Genomic DNA, 20,668 nt, shown 5'->3' on the forward strand with positions numbered 1-20,668 from the left:
TCAGCGTGAACACCCAAGACCTCCACCTGCCCCGGTCGCGCGAGGCGAACGAGCGGCTGCACGCCCTGATCCCCGGGGGCGCGCACACCTACGCCAAGGGCGACGACCAGTACCCCGAGCACCTGGCCCCGGTCATCAGCCACGGCCGGGGCGCCCACGTGTGGGACGTCGACGGCAACGAGTACATCGAGTACGGCTCCGGCCTGCGGTCGGTCAGCCTCGGGCACGCCCACCCGCGGGTGGTCGAGGCGGTGCGGCGCGAGATCGACCGGGGCGGCAACTTCGTCCGGCCGTCCGTCGTGGAGGTCGAGGCCGCGGAGCGCTTCCTGGCCACGGTGCCGACGGCCGAGATGGTGAAGTTCACGAAGAACGGCTCCGACGCCACCACCGCCGCGGTGCGCCTCGCCCGGGCGGTCACCGGGCGGTCGCGCGTGGCGGTCTGCGGTGACCACCCGTTCTTCTCGGTCGACGACTGGTTCATCGGCACCACGCCGATGTCCGCCGGCATCCCGGCCTCGACCACCGAGCTCACCGTGTCCTTCCCCTACGGGGACCTGGCCGCCACGGAGCGGCTGCTCGACCGGTACGAGGGCGAGGTCGCCTGCCTGATCCTCGAACCGGCCGGACACACCGACCCGCCGCCCGGGTACCTCGCCGGGCTGCGGGAGCTGGCCGACCGGCACGGCTGCGTCCTGGTCTTCGACGAGATGATCTCCGGCTTCCGCTGGTCGGAGGCGGGCGCCCAGGGCCTGTACGGGGTCGTCCCCGACCTCTCGACCTTCGGCAAGGCGCTGGGGAACGGGTTCGCCGTCTCCGCGCTGGCCGGGCGCCGCGAGCTGATGGAACGGGGCGGGCTGCGCCACACCGGCGACCGGGTGTTCCTGCTGTCCACCACGCACGGTGCGGAGACCCATGCGCTGGCCGCCGCGACGGCCGTGCAGACCACCTATGCCGAGGAGGGCGTCACCGCCCGACTGCACGCCCTGGGCGAGCGGTTGGCCGCCGGTGTCCGCGAGGTCGCGGCCGGTACGGGCGTCGGCGACCACGTCCTCGTACGGGGCCGGGCCAGCAACCTGGTCTTCGCGACCCTCGACGAGCACGGGCGGCCTTCGCAGGAGTACCGCACCCTCTTCCTCCGGCAGCTCCTGGCGGGCGGGATCCTCGCCCCGTCGTTCGTGGTGAGCAGCGCGCTCGACGACGCCGACATCGACCGGACCGTCGAGGTGGTGGCCGAGGCGTGCGCGGTGTACCGGAAGGCGCTGGACGCCGGGGACCCGGCCCCCTGGCTGGGCGGGCGGCCGGTGAAGCCCGTGTTCCGCCGCCTGGCCTGAGGTGAGGCGGGCCCGTCCCCGACGTGACGTCAGGGGCGGGCCGCCCGGGCGGCGGTGCGGTCGACGAGCCACGCGGTCGCCGGTACCACCGCGAGGGCCGTGCACCAGCCGCCCACGGTGTCCGTCGGGTAGTGGGCGCCCAGGACGACCTGCGCCCAGCCCATCACGGCGCCCCCGGCGAGCGCCGCGGCGAGCACGAGCGACGTGCCGGCCGCCCTGCCGAGGCCGAGCCTCCCGGCCGCGAGCAGCGCCACCGCGACGGCGAAGGCGGTGAGGAAGGCGGTGTGTCCGCTCGGGAAGGACAGGTACCCGCCGTGGATGGTGCGCCCCACCACGCGCTTCAGCAGGGTCGCCGTCACCACGCTCAGGCCGACGGCGGCGACGGCGAACACCGCCGCGCGGGGGTGTCGCAGCAGCAGGCAGACCAGGACGGTGGCCGCGACCAGCAGCGCCGCTCCGGCCGGTTCGCCGAGGAAGTCCACGGCGTGGGCGAGGTCGTAGCGCCAGGGCCCCGCCCCGTCCGCCGCGGCCTGGAGCCGCGTGTCCACCGCGCCGGGCTCGCCATGGCCGGCGTACCGGATCCCGAGCAGGCCGAGCGCGAGTGCGGCGAGCGCCGCGAGCGCCCCCCACCAGGCGCGCAGCACCGCCGGCAGCACCGGACGCCCCGGTTCGCCGGTCACTTGCCGGGCCGGGCCCGGTTCCACGTCCGCTTCGGCCAGGCGATCCAACGCGAGCCCCCCGTCGTGTACGACTCCCCCTCGTCCCGTCACCCTAGCCAACCTCGGGTCGCGGCACGCCGAAGTCGCGTCGCGCGCCCGTTCTCCGCGATCATGAGGGGATGACACGCACCTTCGAAGAGCTCGTCGCCGAAGCCGCCGGGGCCTCGGTCGACGGCTGGGACTTCTCCTGGCTCGACGGCCGGGCGAGCGAGGAGCGGCCCTCCTGGGGCTATCAGCGGCTCCTCGGTGAGCGGCTGGCGGCCGTCTCGGCCGGACTCGACATCCAGACGGGCGGCGGGGAGGTCCTGGGCGGGGTCCCGGTGCTCCCGGCGACCATGGCGGCCACCGAGTCGTGGCCGCCGAACGTCGCACGGGCCACGGCGAGGCTCCATCCCCGGGGGGTGGTCGTCGTCGCCGATCCCGACGAGCCGCCGCTGCCCTTCGGCGACGCCGCCTTCGACCTCGTGAGCAGTCGGCACCCGGCGACCGTCTGGTGGACGGAGATCGCCCGCGTCCTGCGGCCGGGCGGCACCTACCTCGCCCAACACGTCGGGCCCGCCAGCGTCTGGGAGCTGGTCGAGTGGTTCCTCGGGCCGCAGCCGGAGGCGGCCCTGCACCGCCATCCCGACGACGAGACCTCGGCGGCCCGGGCGGCGGGCCTCGACGTCGTGGACGTGCGCGCCGAGCGGCTCCGCATGGAGTTCCACGACGTCGGCGCCGTCGTGTGGTTCCTGCGCAAGGTGATCTGGATCGTGCCGGGGTTCACGGTCGAGGGGCAACTGCCCCGGCTGCGCGACCTGGACGCGCGGATCCGGGCGGAGGGGCCGTTCGTGGCCCACTCCGCCCGGACCCTGATCGAGGCGCGGAAGCCCGCCTAGCGGGTGCCGTGCCGGTCAGGCCGGGTGGCGGGCGCCGAACCACTGCTCGGCGCCGTACTCCTCGAACCGTTCCACCTCGGTGAAGCCGAGCTTCAGCGCCAGGCGCACGGCGCGGTCGTTGGCCGTCCGCGTGGTGAGGACCACGGGCTCGCCGGGGCGCGCCCCGGCGCACCAGTCGAGGGCCGCCGCGCTCGCCTCCGCGGCGTACCCCTGTCCCCACGCCTGCGGCAGGAGCAGGTAGCCGAGCTCGGTCTCGACGCCCTCCGGGCGGACGTGGCCGCGCCGTTCCGCGCCGCGGCGGTCCAGGGTGATCACGCCGATCATCGCCCCGTCGCGCTCGATCACGAAGAGTCCGGGGCGCCGCCCGGGCACCTGGGGCATTCCTCGTTCGAGTTCCTCGCGCGGCCGGGCGCCACCGATGTGGGTGCCGACCTCCGGCGAGGAGAAGAGGTCGAGGAACGCGGCGCGGTCCTCGGCCGCGGACTCGCGGAGCACGAGGCGTTCGGTCCGTATCGGGGCGGGCGGCCAGGTCTCGGTCACGGGTTCGGTCATGGCGGCGAACCTACCGCAGGACCGAGCGGTCGGTCGGTCCGGTCGATCACCACGATCCGGTCCTCCGGATGCCAGTGACGGACGTGCGCCTTCGGCGGGTTGAGACGTACGCCGTGGTCGGGGGCGGCCGGGGCGTGGGCGCGGTAGCCGATGGCGCAGGCGCCCCGGCGGGCGGCCGACGCGGCGACGGAGGCGAAGGAGGCGGCGCGCCCGGTCCTGACGTAGTGGGCCGCCGGACGGAGGTGGAGGGAGTTGCCGCCGGGGGCGAGGAGTTCCTCGAACACGGCGGCCAGGTGCGGGTTCTGGGAGATCTGCGTCATCAGCAGGCCGATGAGGCGGCCGCTGACGACGAAGTCGTCGCCGGGGGCACGCGGTGCGATCAGTCTGCTGCGGTCGTCGGTCATCTCGGTGACGACGGGGGTCCGGCGGCCGCTCGCCCGCTCCCGGGCCCTGAGGTGGAGGAGCGTGACGAGGGTCCGGTCGTCCGGGTCGGCGTGGTCCGGCCGGTGGTCGGGGCCGAGCACGATCACGGCGTCGTAGTCGGCCGGTTCCAGCGCGTCCGTGGTCTCGGCCAGCGTGGGGTCGCCGGGCCGGTGGAGCACCGTGAGGTCCGGGGCGGCGGCCGCGGCGACGGCCAGGATGCCGGCGAGGGTGGCGGTGCCCGGCTCGGCCACGACGTCGAGGGCCGACCCGGGCGGTGTACGGCGTGCCAGGTGGGCGGCGATGCGGGGGGCGCGGCGGTTCCAACCCAGGAGGAGGAAGCGTTCGGGCCGTACCGGGAGTTCGGGTGGTTCGTGGGGGAACGCCGTCGGGTCGTGGGGGGCGGGGACGGTCGAGAGCCGGGTCGACCGTTCGTCCTCGGCGATCACGAGGAGGGCGTCGCCGGCGCCGAGCGGTACGGCGCGGGGCGGGTTGAGCGTGACCGTGCCGTCGCCGTGGACGATGCCGACGGCGGTCGACACCGGACAGGCGCGGGCGGCCTCGGCGAAGGTACGGCCGGGTAACGCGGCGTCCCCGACGGTGTGGAACTCGTGCCCGGCGAAGTCGAGGAGTTCCTGGTGGACGTGGGAGAGTCCGGGCTGCCGCGCGCAGTCGACGAGGAGCCGCGCGGCGATGTCGTCCATGTCGAGGACGGTGGCCCGGGGTCCGCCGGCGAGCCGGGCCGCGGTGAGGTGGCGGTCGTCGCGCACGGCGGCGACGACCCGGACGGGGCCCTTCTCCCCCACCGCCGCCGAGAGGGACAGCAGGGTCTTGACGACCTCGACGTCGGCGCGGGGGTCGTCGCGGGGCAGGACGAGGACGGAGTCGGCCGTCGCCGGGCTGACGCGGCCGAGCGCGTCGGGGTCGGTGGGCCGGCCGGTGCGGCAGACGATCCTGGTGCGGCCCGTGGCGCCGACGGTGGCGCGGAGGTCCTCCTCCATGGCGGGTTTGTCGCGGTCGGCGAGGAGTGCGACGACCCGGCGGCGCCGGTCGGTGCGGGCGGCGACGAGTTCGGAGACGACGGTGGGGATCTGCTCGGACCAGCCGAGCACGACGGTGTGCCCGTGTTCCAGGATCCGGGCGCGGCCCCGGTTGAGGGCGATGAGGTGGTCGGTGAGGCCGGTGGTGATGAGACTGACCAGGGTGGAGACGTAGAAGAGCGCGATGAGGGCGAGGAGTACGGACAGGGCGACGCGCAGCGGGGGGCCGACCTCGCCGCCCAGGCGCATGGTCTGTCCGGTGTTCCGCCACACCGCCGCGATCCTGGAGCCGAGGGAGGCGGGGGTGCGCTGGTCGGTCCAGGCGAGGAGCGTGCTGACGGGGACGACGAGCGCCAGACAGACGAGGGCCAGCCAGCCGCAGAGTGCGGCGGTGCCGCGGGTGAGGGTGGTGTCGAACCAGTAGCGGAGGCGTTCCTCGGTGGAGTGGCTCCGGTGACGCCGGTGGGGAGTCCGGTCCCGCGGTGCGGTCCGGTGAGCCCGGGTGTGCCCGGTCCGGCCGGGGACGGGGCCCGGTACGCCCGCACGCTGCCCGGGAACGACCTTTTTGTCTTCTTTTCGCACGTCAGCAGGGTGCCGCCCCGCCGTGACCGGCGGGGCGGCATCCGGGCATGTTCATCCCTTCGTGATCACGCGTACGGATCGAAGGGGATGCCGGCCGGCTTCGCCTTGGCCAGGTGCGCCGCGAAGTTGCCGTCCTTGAGACCGAAGACCGCACTGCCGAAGTCGGCCTGCGTGAGCTTCTCGCGGATGCCGGCGGGGTAGCCCTCCCAGCCGACCAGGCTGGGGAACTGCCAGGCGTGCTGGTGGTTCTCGGGCGGTTCGTCGTTCGCGTTCGCCGGGCGGAAGCAGTGGGTGCCGATGCCGTCCTTGTGGTAGACGACCTTGGGGTGGGTGCCGTCCCAGCGGATCCGGTCGCGGCCGTAGGTGTCGAAGTTCCCGTGGGCGGAGGTGGAGACGTACTGGGCCTGGTCGTTCTGCACCCAGACCACGACGTGTTCCCAGTCGTGCCGGTGTCCGCCGAGGCCGCTGCCGGCCACCGCCTGGTCCTTCTCGAAGTAGAGGCCGTAGATGACGGCGCACCAGCCGTTGTTGCACTTCGCGCGCGCGTACCCGTTGGTGTTCGTGAGGTCCGGGGCGTCACGGCACTGGCCGTTGAGGGCGCCGGAGGGCTTGAGGCCGCCGTTGAGCGTGCCGTCGGGGCCGATGGCGGGCGTGGGGTAGCAGCCGTCCGTGTCGTAGTCGAACGCCGGCTGGAAGGTCTGTTCCAGGCCGTCGGCGTGGGCGGGCAGGGCGGTGGGCGGTGCGGCGAGCGCGCTGCTCGGCAGGGCGATGATCAGCGCGAGGGCGCCGGCGAGGGCGAGGGCGCCCCTGGTGGCGTACGCGGGTGTCTTCACTGCGTCCCCTGGGTCGATGGGCGTGGACCGACCCGCATCTTGGCATGTACACCCCACGCACGCGAGAGAGCGCGAACCCTAATCGAATAGACGATACGTATCGTCTCGTCTACTGTGGCCGTCATGACCACCGCATCCCCCGCGCACATCGCCATGTTCTCCATCGCCGCCCACGGCCACGTGAACCCGAGCCTCGAGGTGATCCGCGAGCTCGTCGCCCGGGGCCACCGGGTCAGTTACGCCGTCCCCGCGTCCTTCGCCGAGAAGGTCGCGGAGACGGGGGCGAGGCCCGTCGTCTACACCTCCACGCTGCCGACCGACGACGACCCCGACGCCTGGGGAACCGAGCTGATCGACAACGTCGAACCGTTCCTCGCCGACGCGACGCAGGCGCTGCCGCAGCTCGCGAAGGCCTTCGAGGAGGACCGGCCGGACCTCGTCCTCCACGACATCACCTCGTACCCCGCCCCCGTCCTCGCCCACACGTGGGGCGTGCCCGCCGTCTCGCTCTGGCCGAACCTGGTGCCGTGGGAGGGGTACGAGGAGGAGGTCGCCGAACCGATGTACGCCGAGCTCAAGGCCTCGCCGCGCGGCCGGGCGTACTACGCGCGCTTCGGAGCGTGGCTCGCCGCGCACGGGATCGACACCGACCCCGACCGGTTCGTCGCCCGGCCGCGCCGCGCGGTCGTCCTCATCCCCCGGGCCCTCCAGCCGCACGCCGACCGGGTCGACGCGTCCGTGTACACCTTCGTCGGCGCCTGCCAGGGAGCCCGCGCCGAACAGGGCGAGTGGCGGCGGCCGGAGGATGCGGAGAAGGTGGTCCTGGTCTCGCTCGGCTCCTCCTTCACCAAGCAGCCCGGCTTCTACCGGGACTGCGTGGCGGCCTTCGCCGGGCTGCCGGGCTGGCACGTCGTCCTGCAGATCGGCCGGTTCGTCGATCCGGCCGAGCTCGGCGAACTGCCGCCGAACGTCGAAGCGCACACCTGGGTGCCCCAGTTGGCGATGCTGCGGCAGGCCGACGTCTTCGTGACCCACGCGGGCGCGGGAGGCAGCCAGGAGGGGCTCGCCACCGCCACCCCGATGGTCGCCGTGCCGCAGGCCGTCGACCAGTTCGGCAACGCCGACATGCTCCGGTCGCTGGGCGTGGCGCGCCACCTGCCCATGGACGAGGCCACCCCCGAACGCCTGCGGGAGGCCGCGCTCGGACTCCTGGGCGACCCCGAAGTGGCGCGCCGCGCACGGGAGATCCAGGAGTCGATGGCCCGCGAGGGCGGCACCCTCCGCGCCGCCGACCTGATCGAGGCGGAGCTCGGGAAGCCCTGAGTGCGGGGCCGGAGCGAGGCGTAGGGTCGTGTCATGTCCAAGAACGAGATCGACCGGGTGACCGCCGAGTTCTACGGCGCGTTCGACAACAGGGGCGGCAAGGCCGCCGACGTGGACCGGCTCCGACGGCTCGTCCTGCCCCAGGGCGTCATCGTCTGCACCGCGCCCACCTTCACCGCGTACTCCGTGGAGGAGTTCGTGGAGCCGCGCGCGCAACTGCTCTCCAGCGGGCGGCTCGTCGGGTTCTCCGAGTGGGAGACCTCCGAGGAGACCCGGGTCGAGAGGGACGTCGCCTCGCGGTTCGGCACCTACCGCAAGTCGGGGGTCTTCGACGGGAAGCCGTACGAGGGCGAGGGCACCAAGACGATCCAGTTCGTCCGGACGCCGGACGGCTGGCGCATCGCAGCGTTCTCCTGGTTCGACCACACCTGACCCGGACGCCGGTCCGTCGCCCTCCCCGCTCGGGGCGGGCGACGGACCGGCCCCGGTCAGACCACCGCTCCGGCCCCCGCGCGCCGGCGCGGCGCGGTGACGGCCGGGGCCGGGTGGCGGGTCTCCAGGGCGACGGCCAGCGGCATCGCCGTGAACACCGTCGACGCCATGCCGAGCACGACGCCGGCGAGGAGCGCCACCGAGAAGTCCGTGAGCGAGTCCCCGCCCAGGACGGCGAGCGCCACCAGGACGAAGAGCGCGCCCATGCCGGTGTTGACCGTGCGGGGCAGGGTCTGGGCGACGGCCCGGTCGGCGAGGTCGGCGAGCGGCACGCCCCCGCCCCGGCGCCGCAGCTCGCGCAGCCGGTCGAGGACGACCACGGAGTCGTTCACCGAGTAGCCGACGACGGTGAGCAGCGCGGCGAGGAAGACGCTGTCCACCGGCTTGCCCAGCCACGCGAAGAGGCCGACCACCAGCAGCACGTCCTGCGCCATCGCGGCCACGGCGGCCGTCGCGTACGTCCAGCGGAACCGCACGGTCAGGTACAGGAGCTGCGCCGCCACGGCCAGGCCGAGCGCGAGGAGGGCGTGGGTGCGCAGCTCCCCGCCGAGGCTCGGGCCGATCAGGTCGTCGCGCTCGACCGTCACGGGGCCCGCGATCCGGGTGAGCGCCTCGCGGATCTCCCGCTGTTCGCCGTCGCCGGTCTCCCGGACGCGCACCGAGACGTCGCCGTCGCCGGTCGTCTGCACGACGGCGTCGGGGAAGCCGGCCGCCGCGACGGCCGTCCGGGCCGCGTCGGCGTCCACCGGGCGCTCGGCCGTGTACTGGACGACCCGGCCGCCGGTGAACTCGACGCCGAACTCCACGCCCCGCACACCGATTCCGGCGAGGGCCACGAGGAGGAGTCCGGCGCAGCCCGTCAGCCAGCGGCGCCGGTGGGCCATGAGGCGGGGCACCCGCCGGTTGAGCCGGGTCCGCAGCCGGCCGAGCCCGGCCATGCCGGTGATCGCCGGGCGCCTGCGGACGGCGGGCAGACGGAGGGTCAGGTCGGCGAGGAGCCGGGTGATCACCATGGCGGTGATCAGTGAGGTGAGGACGCCGATCGCGAGCGTCACGCCGAAGCCCTTGACGGGCCCCGTGCCGAACACGAACAGCAGGCCGGCCGCGAGCAGGGTGGTGACGTGGGAGTCCGCGACCGCGCTCCACACCTTGCCGAACGCCGTCGTGAGCGGCCTGCGCAGATCCCGCCCGGCGGCCCGGCCCAGCAGGGCGTGCTCCTCCCTGGCCCGTTCGAAGACGAGGACGTTGGCGTCGACGGCGATGCCGACGGCGAGGACGAAACCGGCCAGGCCGGGCAGGGTGAGGGTGGCGCCGAGGGCGACGACGGCGGCGTACGAGATCAGTCCGTACAGCAGGAGCGCGACGGTCGCGAGGACGCCGAGGAGCCGGTAGACCACCATCACGAACAGGCCCGTGCACGCCAGGCCGATGACGGCGGCCAGGGCGCTGGCCCGGATCGCCTCGGCACCGAGCGTCGGTCCCACGGTGCTCTGCTCGACCGTCGTCACCGGCACGGGCAGCGCGCCGCCCTCGACGAGCGCCGCGAGGTCGCGTGCCTCCTGCCCGGAGAACCCGCCGGTGATCTGAGCGGAGCCGCCGCCGATGCCGGCCCCGCAGGGGACACCGGCCTCCATGCCGGGTGCGGAGACGATCCGGTCGTCGAGGACGATCGCGACGCGGCGCGCCGGGTCCCCCGGTGCCGCGCAGGCGGCGTCGCCGGTGAGCTTCGCCCAGCCGTCCGCGGCGCGGTCGCGGAAGGCGAGGTCGACGGTCCAGCCGCGGACGGTGGCGGTGTCGAGGGTGGCCTCGGCCCCCTTGACGCCGTCTCCGGTGAGGGCGGGTGCGGCGAGGGCGAGGAAGCCGCCGGGGGCGTCGGGGTCCGCCAGGACGCGGGTCCCGTCGGCGGCGGCCGGTCCGGCGGGTCCCGGGGAGGCGCCGGTGACGGCGTGGAAGGTGAGCTGGGCGGTGCGGCCGATCGTCTCGGCGGCCTGGCGGGGGTCGCGCAGGCCGGGCAGTTCGACGACGATGCGGCGCTCGCCGGAGCGGGCGAGGGACGGTTCCGCGACGCCGAGGCCGTCGACGCGCTTGCGGAGGACCTCCAGGGCGCGGTCGGTGGCCGCGGCGTCGGCACGGGTGGTGGGTCCGTCCTCGGTCTGCAGGACGATGCGGGTGCCGCCGCGCAGGTCGAGTCCGAGGCGGGGCGGGGTGGTCAGGGTGATCCAGAGGGAGAGCGCGACGACGGCGAGCGCGAGGAGCGCGCGCGTGAGCGAGGCACGAGAGGACATGGGTTCTCCACGGGCGGGCGCACGGCCCGGCGGGCGCGGCCTCCGGGAGGCGTGCGCCCGCTGTCCGTGCGGGAGGTGCGGTCGGATGCGCGTCGGGGACCGGTCCGTGGACATGCCGAGGACCCGGACGGCGACGCGTGGGACGTCAGCTGTGCCGGGTGGAGGGTGGGCCGCGCGGGACGCGGGGGCCGTGGGCGACGCCGGGCGGCGCGCGCTCGCGGCGCGGGTCGCCCGCGAGGAGGCCGCGCGCGGGTACGGAGAGGTCGGCGGGCGCGGCGGCCGGGGCGGCGGGCGCGGCCGGGAACCGCACGGGGTTCTCGACGGCGGCCGGGAGACTCACGACGGCGGCGGCCGCGAGGTGCGGCTCCTGCGAGGTCGCACGCGGGACGGCGTGCGGCCCGGCCTGCGGGGGAACGCCCCCGGGCCCGGAGCCCTGGCGCGAGTCGCTCGCGGACGGGAGGGCCGGGTGCCCGACCCCCGCCGGGGTGGGAGCGCGGGGTACGGGGTCCGCCCCCCGGACGGCGTCCCGGACGTCGGTCTGCCCCACGGTGGCCGCCGCACGGACGTCCTGCGGCGGTGCCGCCGCAGGCGGGACGGCCAGCAGGGACCAGAGGGCGCACAGGAGCGCGGGAACGAGGGTCGCGAGACGCCGGGCCGAACTCCCCACCGCGCCCCTCCCCGTCGCCTCGTGATCTTCCGTGCGGCCCCAGCCTATGCCGGGCCAGGACGGGCCCGGCACCGGGTACACACGACGGTTGAGTACGGATGCTCATGCCCGGGCCGCGGGACGGCCGGACGATGGTCCCGTCACCGTTCCGCCTCGGCTCCTGGGGGTCCCCCGTGCTCAGCCGCATCGCCGCCCACGTCGTCCCGTTCTTCGGGCGGCTGACCGTCACTTCGGATCCCGGTGCCCGGGTCGAGCCGGGCAGCATCCTCGTCGTGAACCACACGTCGCTCGCCGACCCGGCGCTCGTCCTGGCCGCGCTCCGCGGGCGACTGGCCGTCGAGCCCGTCCTGCTGGCCACGTCCGGGCTGTGGCGGATCCCGGTGCTCGGCCGGGCGCTGACCCGCGAGGGCCATGTGCCCGTGCACCGCAACTCGTTGCGCGCCGCGGCGGCGCTGGACCACGCGGCGGTCGCGCTCGCCTCCGGACGGCACGTGATGCTGTACGCGGAGGGGCGCATCCCGCCGCGCCGGGACGCCGCGGAGAACCCGCCGGAGATGTTCCGTACCGGCCTCGCGCGGCTGGCCCGGGCGACGGGGGCGCCGGTGGTGCCGATCGGCCAGGCCGGTGCCCGGCGGATCACCTCGGGCGGGCGGGCGAAGCAGCTCGCGGGCGTCCTCACCGCCCCGGTCCGCAGGCCGGGCCTGCACGTGCACATCGGGACGCCGCTGCGCCTCCCCGACGACGTGACCGCCGCCACGGAGCTGGCGCACGGCGCCGTGACCGCGGCGTGGCGGACGGCGGCCGGGGCCCTGGGCGAGCCGGCGGCCCGCGGCGGCGGGGGCCGCGCGGCCGGTCCGCGGGGCTGAGCCCGCGGGGCGGGCCTCCGTCAGGCGGGGCCGTCCTGGGCGCGCGCCGGCGGGACTCCGGTCCCTTCCCGCGTGTCCGCGTCGGCCAGGAGGAACAGCAGCGGGGAGAGCACGAGTTCGAGGGCGGCCAGGGCCAGCTGGAACCCGTGCGGCCGTCCCTCCACGGCGAGGGAGAGGAGCCTCCCGAGTGCTCCCAGCAGGAAGACGGCGGTGAGGGCGCGCACCACCCCGGCGGGTACGGGCGACTGGCGCGCCGCCCAGAGCCAGGCGAGCCCGTACCCGGCGAAGGTCGCGCCGAGGAACCGGCCGAGGCTGTCGACCGTCGGACCGGCCGACTCGGCGCCCGGGATCGCGGCGTTGCCGAGCAGGACGTGGAGGAGTCCGATCGCCACGCACGCGTACCCCATGGCGAGGGCGAGCCCCCGGAGTGCCTTGGCTCTGGTCATGCTCGCGACCCCCATCGAGGAGACACCCGTGCCGTCCTGGCGTCCGAGCAGCGTACGGCCGCTTACTGGACACATGTCAAGTAGCATGGCGGCGTGTCTGCCCGACGACGCCTCAGCCCCGACCGACGCCGCGCCCAGCTCCTGGAGGTCGCCGCCCGGCTCTTCGCGGCCCTGCCGTACGACGAGGTGCTGATGGAGGAGGTCGCGGAGCGGGCCGGGGTCTCCCGCGCCCTCCTGTACCAGCACTTCCCCGGCAAGCGCGAGCTGTTCGCCGCGCTCTACCAGGAGGCCGCCGACCAGCTCCTGGCGCGGACCCGCCTCGACCCCGCCGCCACCCTGGTCGAACAGCTGACGCAGGGCCTGGACACGCACATCGCGTACTTCGCCGAGAACCGCCACACGGTTCTCGCCGCGAACCGCGTGCTGGCGGGCGACCGTCTCGTCCAGACGATCATCACCGGTGAACTCGACGCCCTGCGCGAGCGGTTGCTGGGCGTCCTGCCGCCCGTCGACGACCGGACACGGGACGCCGTGTCGGGCACGCTGAAGAGCTGGCTCGTCTTCGTGCAGGTGCTGTGCGTGGACTGGCTCACCCACGAGACCTGCACCCGCACCGAACTGCGCGACGTGTGCGTCGGCGCGGTCGTGGGCGCCCTCCGGCCCCTCCTCCCCGAGGACCCGGCGCCCGACTGGCCCCGCTGACCGGCCCGCGGACCGGCCGGCTGACCGGCCGAGGGGCCCGCCGCGCCGCTCAGAAGACCGAGAGCCCCGTGATGGTCGTGAAGCGGTCGAGGGCGGTCACGCCCGCCACCGAGTTGCCCCGGCTGTCCAGGCCCGGGCTCCACACGCAGAGCGTGCAGCGGCCCGGCACGACGGCGACGACCGCTCCGCCGACGCCGCTCTTGCCGGGGAGCCCGACCCGGTAGGCGAAGTCACCGGCCGCGTCGTACGTCCCGCAGGTGAGCATCACGGCGTTGACCTGCTTGGCCTGACTGCGGGTCAGCAGACGGCTGCCGTCGGCGCGCAGCCCGTGCCGGGCCAGGAAGCCGGTGGCCAGGGCGAGGTCGGCGCAGGAGGCCTCCAGGGAGCACTGGCGGAAGTACTCGGTCAGGAGGGCGGGCACGGGGCCCGTGATGTTGCCGTAGGAGGCCATGAAGTGGGCGAGGGCCGCGTTGCGGTCACCGTGGGCCTCCTCTGAGGCGGCGACCCCGAGATCGAAGGCGAGCTCCGGATTGCCGCTCTCGGCGCGCAGGAAGGAGAGCAGGGTTCCGGAGGCGTCGCCGGTCAGGCGGTGCAGCCGGTCGGTGACGACGAGGGCACCGGCGTTGATGAACGGGTTGCGGGGGATGCCGTGTTCGTACTCCAGCTGGACGAGGGAGTTGAACGGGTCGCCGGACGGCTCCCTGCCGACGTGCGCCCACAGCGCGTCGCCCTCCCCGGCGAGGGCGAGCGCCAGGGTGAAGACCTTGGTGACGGACTGCGTGGAGAAGGGTCGGCGCCAGTCCCCCACGCCGTAGACCGTGCCGTCGAGCTCCGCCACGGCCATGCCGAAGTCGCGCGGGTCGCCCGCCGCGAGCGCGGGGATGTAGTCGGCCGGCGTGCCCTGGTCGGTGAGCTCCGTGAGCTCCTCGGCGATGCGGTCGAGGACGGGCTGGAAGGAGGTGTTCGCGGTCACGCGCCGCCCCGGGCTCCCCGGCCGGCGGACCCGGCGGGTGCGGAGAGCGCCGCGGCCAGGCCGAGGTCCCCGCCGGCCGGTGCGGCGAAGTAGCGGGCGACGTCGGCCTCGGTCACCTCGGCGAGGGTCGCCGGGGTCCAGTGGGGGTCGCGGTCCTTGTCGACGACCTGGGCCCGGATGCCCTCGACGAGGTCGGGGGTGGTGAGGGCCGCGCACGAGACCCGGTACTCCAGGTCGAGGACCGCTTCCAGGGAGGGGAGGGCGCGCGAGCGGCGGAGGGTGGCCAGGGTCGCCTTGAGGGCGGCCGGGGACCGTCCGAGAAGGGTCTCGGCCGTCTCCTTCGCGGCGGGCACTCCGGTCTCGAAGAGGCGCTCGACGATCTCCTCGACGGTCGCGGCGGCACAGCAGGCGTCGATCCACTCCCGCTGCTCGGCGAGGACACCGGCCGGCGGGGCGACGGCACGGCGGGCGAGGGCCTCCGCGGCGGGCAGGTCCGCCAGGTCGCGGACGAGGGCGGGCAGTTCGGCGGAGGGCACGAAGGCGTCGGCGAGACCGGTGAGGATCGCGTCGGCGGCGCCGACGGGGGCGCCGGTGAGGGCCAGGTGCGTGCCGAGCTCACCGGGGGCGCGCCCGAGGAGGTGGGTGCCGCCGACGTCGGGGACGAAGCCGATGCCGGTCTCGGGCATGGCGACCCGGGAGCGCTCGGTGACGACGCGGACGGAGCCGTGCGCGGAGACGCCGACCCCGCCGCCCATCACGATGCCGTCCATGAGGGCGACGTAGGGCTTGGGGTAGCGGGAGATACGGGCGTTGAGGCGGTACTCGTCCCGCCAGAAGGCCGCGGAGGCGGAGCCTCCGGCGCGGGCGTCGTCGTGGATGGCACGGATGTCGCCGCCGGCGCAGAGGCCGCGCTCCCCGGCGCCCTCGATGACGACGGTGGTGACGGCCGGATCGTGCTCCCAGTCCGTGAGCGCGCCGTCGACGGCGCGGACCATGGCGTGGGTGAGCGCGTTGATGGCGCGGGGCCGGTTCAGGGTGATGAACCCGGCGCGGCCCTCCGTCCGGAGGAGCACGTCGGGAGTTCCGGTCGGCACGATCACTCGTTCCCTTCGGGTGGCACGGCTCTGTGTCCCGGCCACCGTACCGGGGCGTGCCGCGTCCCCCGGGGCGGGGTGCGGGGCGGGAAGGACCCATCCGCTTCTCGCGGATCCTGATTGCGCGGTGCGCGGTCCGGTGAGGGCCGCTACTCCGCGTCCTCACGCCGAGTCCTTCCCGTCACCTCCATGGAACCACCGGTGGGACAGGGGCGCGAACGCCGCTGTCCCACCGGTGTGCGCGGGATGTGGCCCCGCGTGGCCACGTCCCGTCGCCCGGGTTCAGGCGGGCAGCAGGTCCTGCGGGATCCGGACCTGCCGGGGGGTGGAGAGGCGCAGCTCGATGATGTCCCGGACGGTGGGCCATTCCTCGTCGAGGATCGAGTAGAAGGCCGTGTCGCGGACGGCGCCGTCGAGGCCGCGGGAGTGGGCCCTGCGGATGCCCTCGCAGGTCGCTCCGAGGCGTTCGATGGCGATTCTGGACCGTGTGTTCCGGGCGTCGGCGCGCATGGTGATGCGCCGGACGCCCCAGGCCTCGAAGGCGTGCCGGAGCATGAGGTACTTGGCCTCGGTGTTGATCCCGGTGCCCCGGGCGTCGCCGGCGATCCAGGTGTTGCCGATCTCGGCCGCGTCCGGGACGGCGGTCAGCGGATCGCCGTGCGGCATGCCGGGGACCGGCGGCCAGACCAGCGGGCCCCGCCAGTAGTCGAGTTCGAGGAAGCGGGTCGAGCCGATGACTCGCTCGTCGGCCGTACTGACCAGGGCGAAGGGCAGGCACCGGCCTGCCGCCTGATCCGTGAGGGCACGGGCGATGTAGTCGAGGGCTGATTCGAAGCCGTCGGGTACGGGGGTGAAGGCGTAGGCCGATCGGTCCGCCCCGCCGGCCCGGGCGAGGGCTTCGGCGTGCCGCATCGCCAGCGGCTCCAGGCGCACGGAGCGCCCGGTCAGGAGAACAGGTACTGGCACGGGTCCTCGGGTCTTTCACGGGCAGGGACGACCACCACCGCGGAGAGGCCGCGGCGGCGGCAGGAGGGGGTTCTCGTCCGGTGCCGACAGTGTCGTGAGAACGACAAATGAGCAGGTAAAACGGTTCGCCACCGGGTGCGAGGAGGATCAGTATGCAGCCACAACCGCTCCGAGAACAGAACCCCGGGAGAACCCGCGTCCACGCGCGGGTGAAGCCTGCCGTACGCCCGGCCCGGACGGTCTCACGGGCCGGACGGGGCCGCCCGCCAGTCGGACGGCCCGAGGGCTCAGACGCAGGTGGGATGGCCCCAGCCGTCGGAGTTCTTGGCGATGGTCTCGCCCTTGTCGTAGGCACGACCACAGCGGCAGCGGCCCGGGAATTTCGCGTTCAGGGTGCCGCCGGACGGGCGATTCCTGCGGGCCTGCCCCCCACCGGCGCCCGCGGAGCCCGATCGGGGCGCAGAGGAGCGCGCCCGGGGCGTGGAGGGGCGTGCGGCGGGCTCCGCCGGGGGCAGTTCGGAACCACCCGCGGAGGCCAGGGGCTCCTGGGTCCGGGCGGAGTGGCTGGCGGCGCGGTCGGCGGCGTCGTTGAGGGGGTCGCCGTCGACCTGGTGCGCGGGGACGTACACGAAGTCGACGTCCCGGCCGGTGAGCAGGGCGTCGATCCGCACGACCAGGTCCTTGTTGGCGACCGGGGTGCCCGCGGCGGTCTTCCAGCCCTTGCGGCGCCAGCCGGGGAGCCAGGTCGTGACCGCCTTCATGGCGTACTGCGAGTCCATGCGGACCTCGGCGGGCACGCCGGGGTCGAGGGCCTCCAGGAGGCGCTCCAGGGCCGTGAGTTCGGCCACGTTGTTGGTCGCCCGGCCGAGGGGGCCCGCCTCCCAGCGGTCGATCGCTCCGTCGGCCCGGCCGATGACCCATGCCCAGGCCGCGGGGCCGGGGTTTCCCTTCGACGCGCCGTCGCACGCCGCGATGATCTTCTCCACCATCCCACGATCCTGACACGCCGGCGGGGGTGGGCGGCCCCCCCCCCGTCGGCTCCCGGCCGGGGCCGGGTCAGAAGGCGCCGTAGTTGACCTGCCAGGTGGGCAGGCCCATCCGGCGCCACAGGGCGACGACGCGGTCGCGGTCGTCCAGGGAGACCCGCACCGCGTACCGGTGGCGCACATGGGCGTCGAAGAGCTCCGCCTTCACGAGGTCGTCGCCGCGGCCGTCGCCGGAGGCGCGCATCCACAGCTCGTCGTAGGGCACCTCGTGGTGGGCGAGCCAGCTCTCGGTGAGGGCCCGGTGGTCCTCGCTGCGCCCGGAGAGGAGGACGATCCGGTCCCGCTCGGTGTGCCGGAAGGCCCGCAGGGCGTCGCGTACGGAGGCGTTGAGCAGATCGCGGTCGCAGTGCCTGAAGTCGTACGGGCCGCGGTCGACGCGCAGCGCGAGGGTGCCGTCAATGTCGCACATGACGGCGGTGGGGAGCGCCGGGTCGGGGACGTAGGGCGCGCCGACGGTGGGGCGGTCGTTGAGCCAGTCCTCGGTGAGCCGCCAGCCGCCCCGGGTGGCCTTGGCGTGCTTCTCGGCGAGGATGCGGATGATCTCCTCGCCGACGGGCCGGTCGCGGGCGGCGTCGCGGCGGACGCACTCGTCGGCGGGGACGTCGGTGAAGTCGTGGACGGCGAAGGTGGCGAGACCGCCCACGGCGGCCTTCAGCCGCTTGGGGATGTGCGGGGTCAGGTGGGTGTTGTCGACGACGACGTCGAAGCCGTCGTCGACGGCGGCGCGCACGGCCGCGTCCTGGATGCCGAGCACGGTCTGCTCGTGCCGGTGGGAGCGGCCGCGCTCCGGCGAGGGGACGTCGAGCATGGTCCGGAGGTCGTCGAGGTTGACGCGGCGCATCCGGCCCTCGGCGGCTGCCTGGAGGGCGCGGGCGGCCGTCGTCTTGCCGGAGGCCGGGAGGCCGGTCATGAGGTGGACGACAGGCACGGTCAGTTCTCCTGGTCGTGGGCGAAGGGGTCGGTGGCCTCGGGGCGCAGCTGCCGCCACACGAGGAGGTCGGTCGGGCGGCCGTCGAGGCGCAGGAAGAGGAGGGCGCGCAGGGCCCGGTCGCCGAGGTCCGCGGCGGCGCGGGCGAAGGCCGCCCGGTCGCCGGCGAGGTGGGCGAGGCGGTCGTACGCCTCGTCGACGGCGCGCTCGCGGCCGGCCGCGGCCGACTCCAGCCGCGCGATCACCTCGCGCACCCAGGCGTCGAACTCGTCCGGGACCTGTTCGAGGAGGGCGTCCAGGGGCTTGCCTCCGGAGGCCTCGACGTCGGTGACGGCGCAGCCGAGGCCCTTGGCCAGCTCGCCGGCGGGGAGGCCGGCGAAGCGCTGGATGCCGTGGCCGCGCCAGATGTCCCGCTCGGTGACGCCGGTGAGGACCTTGTGCAGGCGCACGTACTCGCTGAGCTTGGCCTTGGCACGCACGCCGGAGGCGAAGCGCAGGACGAAGCCCTCGGCGTCGGTGCCGGTGGCCCGCTCGCCGCCGGGGAGCGTGTTGGACTCGGTCAGGGCGACGAGCTCGTCGACGCCCATGGCGGGCCAGGTGCGGACGACGGAGCCGAGGGGGTGCCAGCCCTCGGCCGCCTCGGCGAGGGACAGTTCGGTGCCGTCCGCGCGGAAGGCGGCGAGCAGCACGAGGTCGCGGCGCTCGCCGTAGTTCACGACGATGCGGTTGCCCGGGTAGAGCATCTCGGCGAGGTAGGTGACGCCGGGGGTCAGGCCCGTGGTGTCGGCGGCGTCGAGCCTGCGCTGGGCCCAGGCGGCCTGGCCGCTGGTGAAGGAGCCCTTGGAGGCGACGTGCCAGCGGTCGGCGTAGTGGAAGACCACGGCGAGGCTGCCGTCGACCTTGTCGTAGACCTCGAAGGGCTCGTCGGGGAGCGGCGGCGCGTAGGGGCGGCCGCCGGCGTGTTCGGAGAGGTTGAAGAACTTGGGGAGGGGGAGCGCCACGATCCGCCCGGTGGTGTCGTCGGCGACGAGCCCGCGGCAGCGTGTGGTGGCCCGGTTCCAGATCTGGGCGTACTGGCACGCGCGCGTGTAGGTGTAGATCGACAGCGGCAGCTCGGGGTGGTGCTTGCGCGTGACGTGCCCGTCGGCGAGTGCCGCGGCGAGCTCGTCGGGCGGCATCAGGTCGTGCAGAGTCAGGGTCTCCTGGCTCATGGGGTCCCTCCCGTGTGGTTCGTTGATCCATTCTCGGACGGGAGGGGATCCGGTGGACAGCGAATATCGCGGGAGGGGACGGGGGCGGGGCGCCGATGCGGCTCCCGGACCGGGGTGTGTCGGTGGTGCCCCGTAGACTCGCCGTCTGCCCGTCGGTGACGGATCCGGCGCAGACAGAGGAAGCGAGCCCCATGAACCACGCGGACGGCACGGCACCGATCTACGCCGAGCTCATACGGGAGCGGGGGGACGTTCCCGGTGACGTCCGTCAGGTCGCCGAGGAGGTCCTGCGGGATCTGAGCCGTGTGATCCAGATGCCTCCGCAGGGGATCCCCGGGCCTCAGGGCGCCGTCGCGCACGCCGGCGCGCCGCACCCCGGTGTCGGCGGTCCGATGGGCGTCGGCGGTCCGGCCGGCATGGTGGGCCAGGCGGGCGCCGTCGTCCCGCACCGGCCGATGCTCTGACCCCGACCCGGGATTCCGGACCCGCTTCCGGGCCGTTGTCGGTGGCGTGCGGCATGCTGCCTCCCGAAGTGGCCCGGGCCGCGCGGTGGCCCGGTCTCGTACGGTGACACAGGGGATGACGACATGGCCGAGGTACTGCTCTTCCACCACGCGCTGGGGCTGACGGAGGGCGTCACCGCGTTCGCCGAGGGGCTGCGGCGGGCCGGGCACACGGTGCACCTGCCCGATCTGTACGAGGGCCGTACCTTCCAGGACGTCGAGGCCGGCGTCGGGTACGCGGGGGAGGTCGGTTTCGACACGATCCTCGCGCGCGGCGAGAAGGCGGCCGAGGGCCTGCCCGGGGCGGTCGTGTACGCCGGGTTCTCGCTCGGCGTGCTGCCCGCCCAGAAGCTGGCGCAGACCCGGCCCGGGGCCCTCGGCGCGCTGCTGTTCAGCGCCTGCGTACCGGTGGCCGAGTTCGGCGCGGCCTGGCCTGAGGGGGTTCCCGCGCAGGTGCACGGCATGGACGCCGATCCGTTCTTCGTCGGCGACGGGGACCTGGAGGCGGCGCGCGCGCTGGTGGCGGGCGCCCGGGACCGGGAGCTGTTCCTGTACCCGGGGACGGCCCACCTGTTCGCCGAGGCCGGTACGGCCGATCACGTGCCGGAGGCGACCGCGCTGTGCGCCGAGCGGGTCCTGTGCTTCCTGGACGCCCTCGACCGCTGAGCCTCGCCGGCCGGTCCGCGCGGTGCGGCCGGGTCGGCCGATCGGTGGACCCCGGGGTCGGGCGGTCCGCCCCCGCCCCGGGGGGGGGCGGCGGGGCGGGGGGGGCGGGGGGGGGGCGGGGGGGCGGGGGGCGGCGCGGGCCCCC

The 20,668-nt window shown here is 74.9% G+C and carries 21 protein-coding genes; 8 read left to right on the forward strand and 13 right to left on the reverse strand.

Annotation, left to right across the window (positions count from 1 at the left end; all coding sequences use genetic code 11):
* Positions 1–5: 5 nt before the first annotated feature.
* On the forward strand, positions 6–1,331 hold the full coding sequence (locus tag ACFV2S_RS01565) for a glutamate-1-semialdehyde 2,1-aminomutase (protein ID WP_385553177.1): 1,326 nt from the start codon (positions 6–8) through the stop codon (positions 1,329–1,331).
* A gap of 29 nt (positions 1,332–1,360) precedes the next feature.
* On the opposite strand, the gene ACFV2S_RS01570 is transcribed toward ACFV2S_RS01565, so the two are convergent.
* Positions 1,361–2,050, reverse strand: a complete 690-nt coding sequence (locus ACFV2S_RS01570; RefSeq protein WP_385553576.1) for a phosphatase PAP2 family protein — start codon at positions 2,048–2,050, stop codon at positions 1,361–1,363.
* A 119-nt stretch (positions 2,051–2,169) separates the two neighbouring features.
* On the opposite strand from ACFV2S_RS01570, the gene ACFV2S_RS01575 reads away from it, so the two are divergent.
* Positions 2,170–2,928: a methyltransferase domain-containing protein gene (locus tag ACFV2S_RS01575; RefSeq protein ID WP_385553179.1), complete on the forward strand. Its 759-nt coding sequence runs from the start codon at positions 2,170–2,172 to the stop codon at positions 2,926–2,928.
* Positions 2,929–2,943: 15 nt separating this feature from the next.
* Here ACFV2S_RS01575 and ACFV2S_RS01580 read toward each other — a convergent pair whose 3' ends face one another.
* From ACFV2S_RS01580 to ACFV2S_RS01590, 3 genes are all read right to left on the reverse strand, one after another.
* Entirely contained in the window at positions 2,944–3,480 is a 537-nt protein-coding gene (locus ACFV2S_RS01580; protein WP_385553181.1) for a GNAT family N-acetyltransferase, read from the reverse strand.
* Complete coding sequence (locus tag ACFV2S_RS01585) at positions 3,477–5,522, reverse strand: NAD-binding lipoprotein (RefSeq protein ID WP_385553183.1); 2,046 nt, start codon at positions 5,520–5,522, stop codon at positions 3,477–3,479. The genes ACFV2S_RS01580 and ACFV2S_RS01585 overlap by 4 nt, the downstream gene beginning before the upstream one ends.
* A gap of 65 nt (positions 5,523–5,587) precedes the next feature.
* Complete coding sequence (locus tag ACFV2S_RS01590) at positions 5,588–6,355, reverse strand: NPP1 family protein (RefSeq protein ID WP_385553185.1); 768 nt, start codon at positions 6,353–6,355, stop codon at positions 5,588–5,590.
* Between the two features lie 123 nt (positions 6,356–6,478).
* Between ACFV2S_RS01590 and mgt the strand changes: the two genes are divergently transcribed.
* Positions 6,479–7,678: a macrolide-inactivating glycosyltransferase gene (gene mgt, locus ACFV2S_RS01595; RefSeq protein WP_385553187.1), complete on the forward strand. Its 1,200-nt coding sequence runs from the start codon at positions 6,479–6,481 to the stop codon at positions 7,676–7,678.
* Between the two features lie 33 nt (positions 7,679–7,711).
* Positions 7,712–8,110: a DUF4440 domain-containing protein gene (locus tag ACFV2S_RS01600; protein ID WP_385553189.1), complete on the forward strand. Its 399-nt coding sequence runs from the start codon at positions 7,712–7,714 to the stop codon at positions 8,108–8,110.
* Between the two features lie 56 nt (positions 8,111–8,166).
* Here ACFV2S_RS01600 and secD read toward each other — a convergent pair whose 3' ends face one another.
* Both secD and ACFV2S_RS01610 read right to left on the reverse strand, forming a co-directional pair.
* Complete coding sequence (gene secD, locus ACFV2S_RS01605; protein ID WP_385553191.1) at positions 8,167–10,455, reverse strand: protein translocase subunit SecD; 2,289 nt, start codon at positions 10,453–10,455, stop codon at positions 8,167–8,169.
* 145 nt (positions 10,456–10,600) lie between these two features.
* On the reverse strand, positions 10,601–11,122 hold the full coding sequence (locus ACFV2S_RS01610; protein ID WP_385553193.1) for a hypothetical protein: 522 nt from the start codon (positions 11,120–11,122) through the stop codon (positions 10,601–10,603).
* A 173-nt stretch (positions 11,123–11,295) separates the two neighbouring features.
* Here ACFV2S_RS01610 and ACFV2S_RS01615 point away from each other — a divergent pair, with 173 nt between their 5' ends.
* Positions 11,296–11,988: a lysophospholipid acyltransferase family protein gene (locus ACFV2S_RS01615; protein WP_385553195.1), complete on the forward strand. Its 693-nt coding sequence runs from the start codon at positions 11,296–11,298 to the stop codon at positions 11,986–11,988.
* A 20-nt stretch (positions 11,989–12,008) separates the two neighbouring features.
* Here the strand turns inward: ACFV2S_RS01615 and ACFV2S_RS01620 are convergent, their stop codons facing one another.
* Entirely contained in the window at positions 12,009–12,434 is a 426-nt protein-coding gene (locus ACFV2S_RS01620) for a DUF4345 domain-containing protein (protein WP_385553197.1), read from the reverse strand.
* A gap of 93 nt (positions 12,435–12,527) precedes the next feature.
* Between ACFV2S_RS01620 and ACFV2S_RS01625 the strand changes: the two genes are divergently transcribed.
* Positions 12,528–13,136 carry a TetR/AcrR family transcriptional regulator gene (locus ACFV2S_RS01625; protein WP_385553199.1) on the forward strand — a complete coding sequence of 203 codons (609 nt, stop codon included), beginning with the start codon at positions 12,528–12,530 and terminating at the stop codon, positions 13,134–13,136.
* A gap of 49 nt (positions 13,137–13,185) precedes the next feature.
* Here the strand turns inward: ACFV2S_RS01625 and ACFV2S_RS01630 are convergent, their stop codons facing one another.
* From ACFV2S_RS01630 to ACFV2S_RS01655, 6 genes are all read right to left on the reverse strand, one after another.
* Positions 13,186–14,109: a glutaminase gene (locus ACFV2S_RS01630; RefSeq protein ID WP_385553201.1), complete on the reverse strand. Its 924-nt coding sequence runs from the start codon at positions 14,107–14,109 to the stop codon at positions 13,186–13,188.
* Complete coding sequence (locus ACFV2S_RS01635; RefSeq protein ID WP_385553203.1) at positions 14,106–15,209, reverse strand: enoyl-CoA hydratase/isomerase family protein; 1,104 nt, start codon at positions 15,207–15,209, stop codon at positions 14,106–14,108. Before ACFV2S_RS01635 ends, ACFV2S_RS01630 begins: the two co-directional genes overlap by 4 nt.
* Positions 15,210–15,485: 276 nt before the next feature.
* The gene (locus ACFV2S_RS01640) at positions 15,486–16,169 is read right to left on the reverse strand and encodes a GNAT family N-acetyltransferase (RefSeq protein WP_385553205.1); all 684 of its coding nucleotides are present in this window, start codon (positions 16,167–16,169) and stop codon (positions 15,486–15,488) included.
* A gap of 287 nt (positions 16,170–16,456) precedes the next feature.
* The gene (locus ACFV2S_RS01645; protein WP_383794289.1) at positions 16,457–17,158 is read right to left on the reverse strand and encodes a ribonuclease H; all 702 of its coding nucleotides are present in this window, start codon (positions 17,156–17,158) and stop codon (positions 16,457–16,459) included.
* Positions 17,159–17,225: 67 nt separating this feature from the next.
* Positions 17,226–18,143, reverse strand: coding sequence for an AAA family ATPase (locus ACFV2S_RS01650; protein ID WP_385553208.1), 918 nt, complete (start codon positions 18,141–18,143; stop codon positions 17,226–17,228).
* A gap of 2 nt (positions 18,144–18,145) precedes the next feature.
* Positions 18,146–19,354 carry an RNA ligase gene (locus ACFV2S_RS01655; protein ID WP_385553210.1) on the reverse strand — a complete coding sequence of 403 codons (1,209 nt, stop codon included), beginning with the start codon at positions 19,352–19,354 and terminating at the stop codon, positions 18,146–18,148.
* Positions 19,355–19,545: 191 nt separating this feature from the next.
* Here ACFV2S_RS01655 and ACFV2S_RS01660 point away from each other — a divergent pair, with 191 nt between their 5' ends.
* Together ACFV2S_RS01660 and ACFV2S_RS01665 are read left to right on the forward strand one after the other, a co-directional pair.
* Positions 19,546–19,818, forward strand: a complete 273-nt coding sequence (locus tag ACFV2S_RS01660) for a hypothetical protein (RefSeq protein ID WP_385553212.1) — start codon at positions 19,546–19,548, stop codon at positions 19,816–19,818.
* Between the two features lie 123 nt (positions 19,819–19,941).
* Complete coding sequence (locus ACFV2S_RS01665) at positions 19,942–20,523, forward strand: dienelactone hydrolase family protein (RefSeq protein ID WP_385553214.1); 582 nt, start codon at positions 19,942–19,944, stop codon at positions 20,521–20,523.
* The last annotated feature ends 145 nt before the right edge of the window (positions 20,524–20,668 follow it).

Origin of the sequence: Streptomyces sp. NPDC059695 (assembly GCF_042733785.1) — a bacterium.
Taxonomy (GTDB): Bacteria; Actinomycetota; Actinomycetes; order Streptomycetales; family Streptomycetaceae; genus Streptomyces.

What these genes read in the sequence shown, in the direction of transcription:
- ACFV2S_RS01665 (WP_385553214.1), top strand. Translation starts at nt 19,942, where the DNA reads ATGGCCGAGGTACTGCTCTTCCACCACGCGCTGGGGCTGACGGAGGGC.
- ACFV2S_RS01620 (WP_385553197.1), bottom strand. Translation starts at nt 12,434, where the DNA reads ATGACCAGAGCCAAGGCACTCCGGGGGCTCGCCCTCGCCATGGGGTAC.
- ACFV2S_RS01655 (WP_385553210.1), bottom strand. Translation starts at nt 19,354, where the DNA reads ATGAGCCAGGAGACCCTGACTCTGCACGACCTGATGCCGCCCGACGAG.
- ACFV2S_RS01580 (WP_385553181.1), bottom strand. Translation starts at nt 3,480, where the DNA reads ATGACCGAACCCGTGACCGAGACCTGGCCGCCCGCCCCGATACGGACC.
- ACFV2S_RS01575 (WP_385553179.1), top strand. Translation starts at nt 2,170, where the DNA reads ATGACACGCACCTTCGAAGAGCTCGTCGCCGAAGCCGCCGGGGCCTCG.
- ACFV2S_RS01645 (WP_383794289.1), bottom strand. Translation starts at nt 17,158, where the DNA reads ATGGTGGAGAAGATCATCGCGGCGTGCGACGGCGCGTCGAAGGGAAAC.
- mgt (WP_385553187.1), top strand. Translation starts at nt 6,479, where the DNA reads ATGACCACCGCATCCCCCGCGCACATCGCCATGTTCTCCATCGCCGCC.
- ACFV2S_RS01600 (WP_385553189.1), top strand. Translation starts at nt 7,712, where the DNA reads ATGTCCAAGAACGAGATCGACCGGGTGACCGCCGAGTTCTACGGCGCG.
- ACFV2S_RS01660 (WP_385553212.1), top strand. Translation starts at nt 19,546, where the DNA reads ATGAACCACGCGGACGGCACGGCACCGATCTACGCCGAGCTCATACGG.
- secD (WP_385553191.1), bottom strand. Translation starts at nt 10,455, where the DNA reads ATGTCCTCTCGTGCCTCGCTCACGCGCGCGCTCCTCGCGCTCGCCGTC.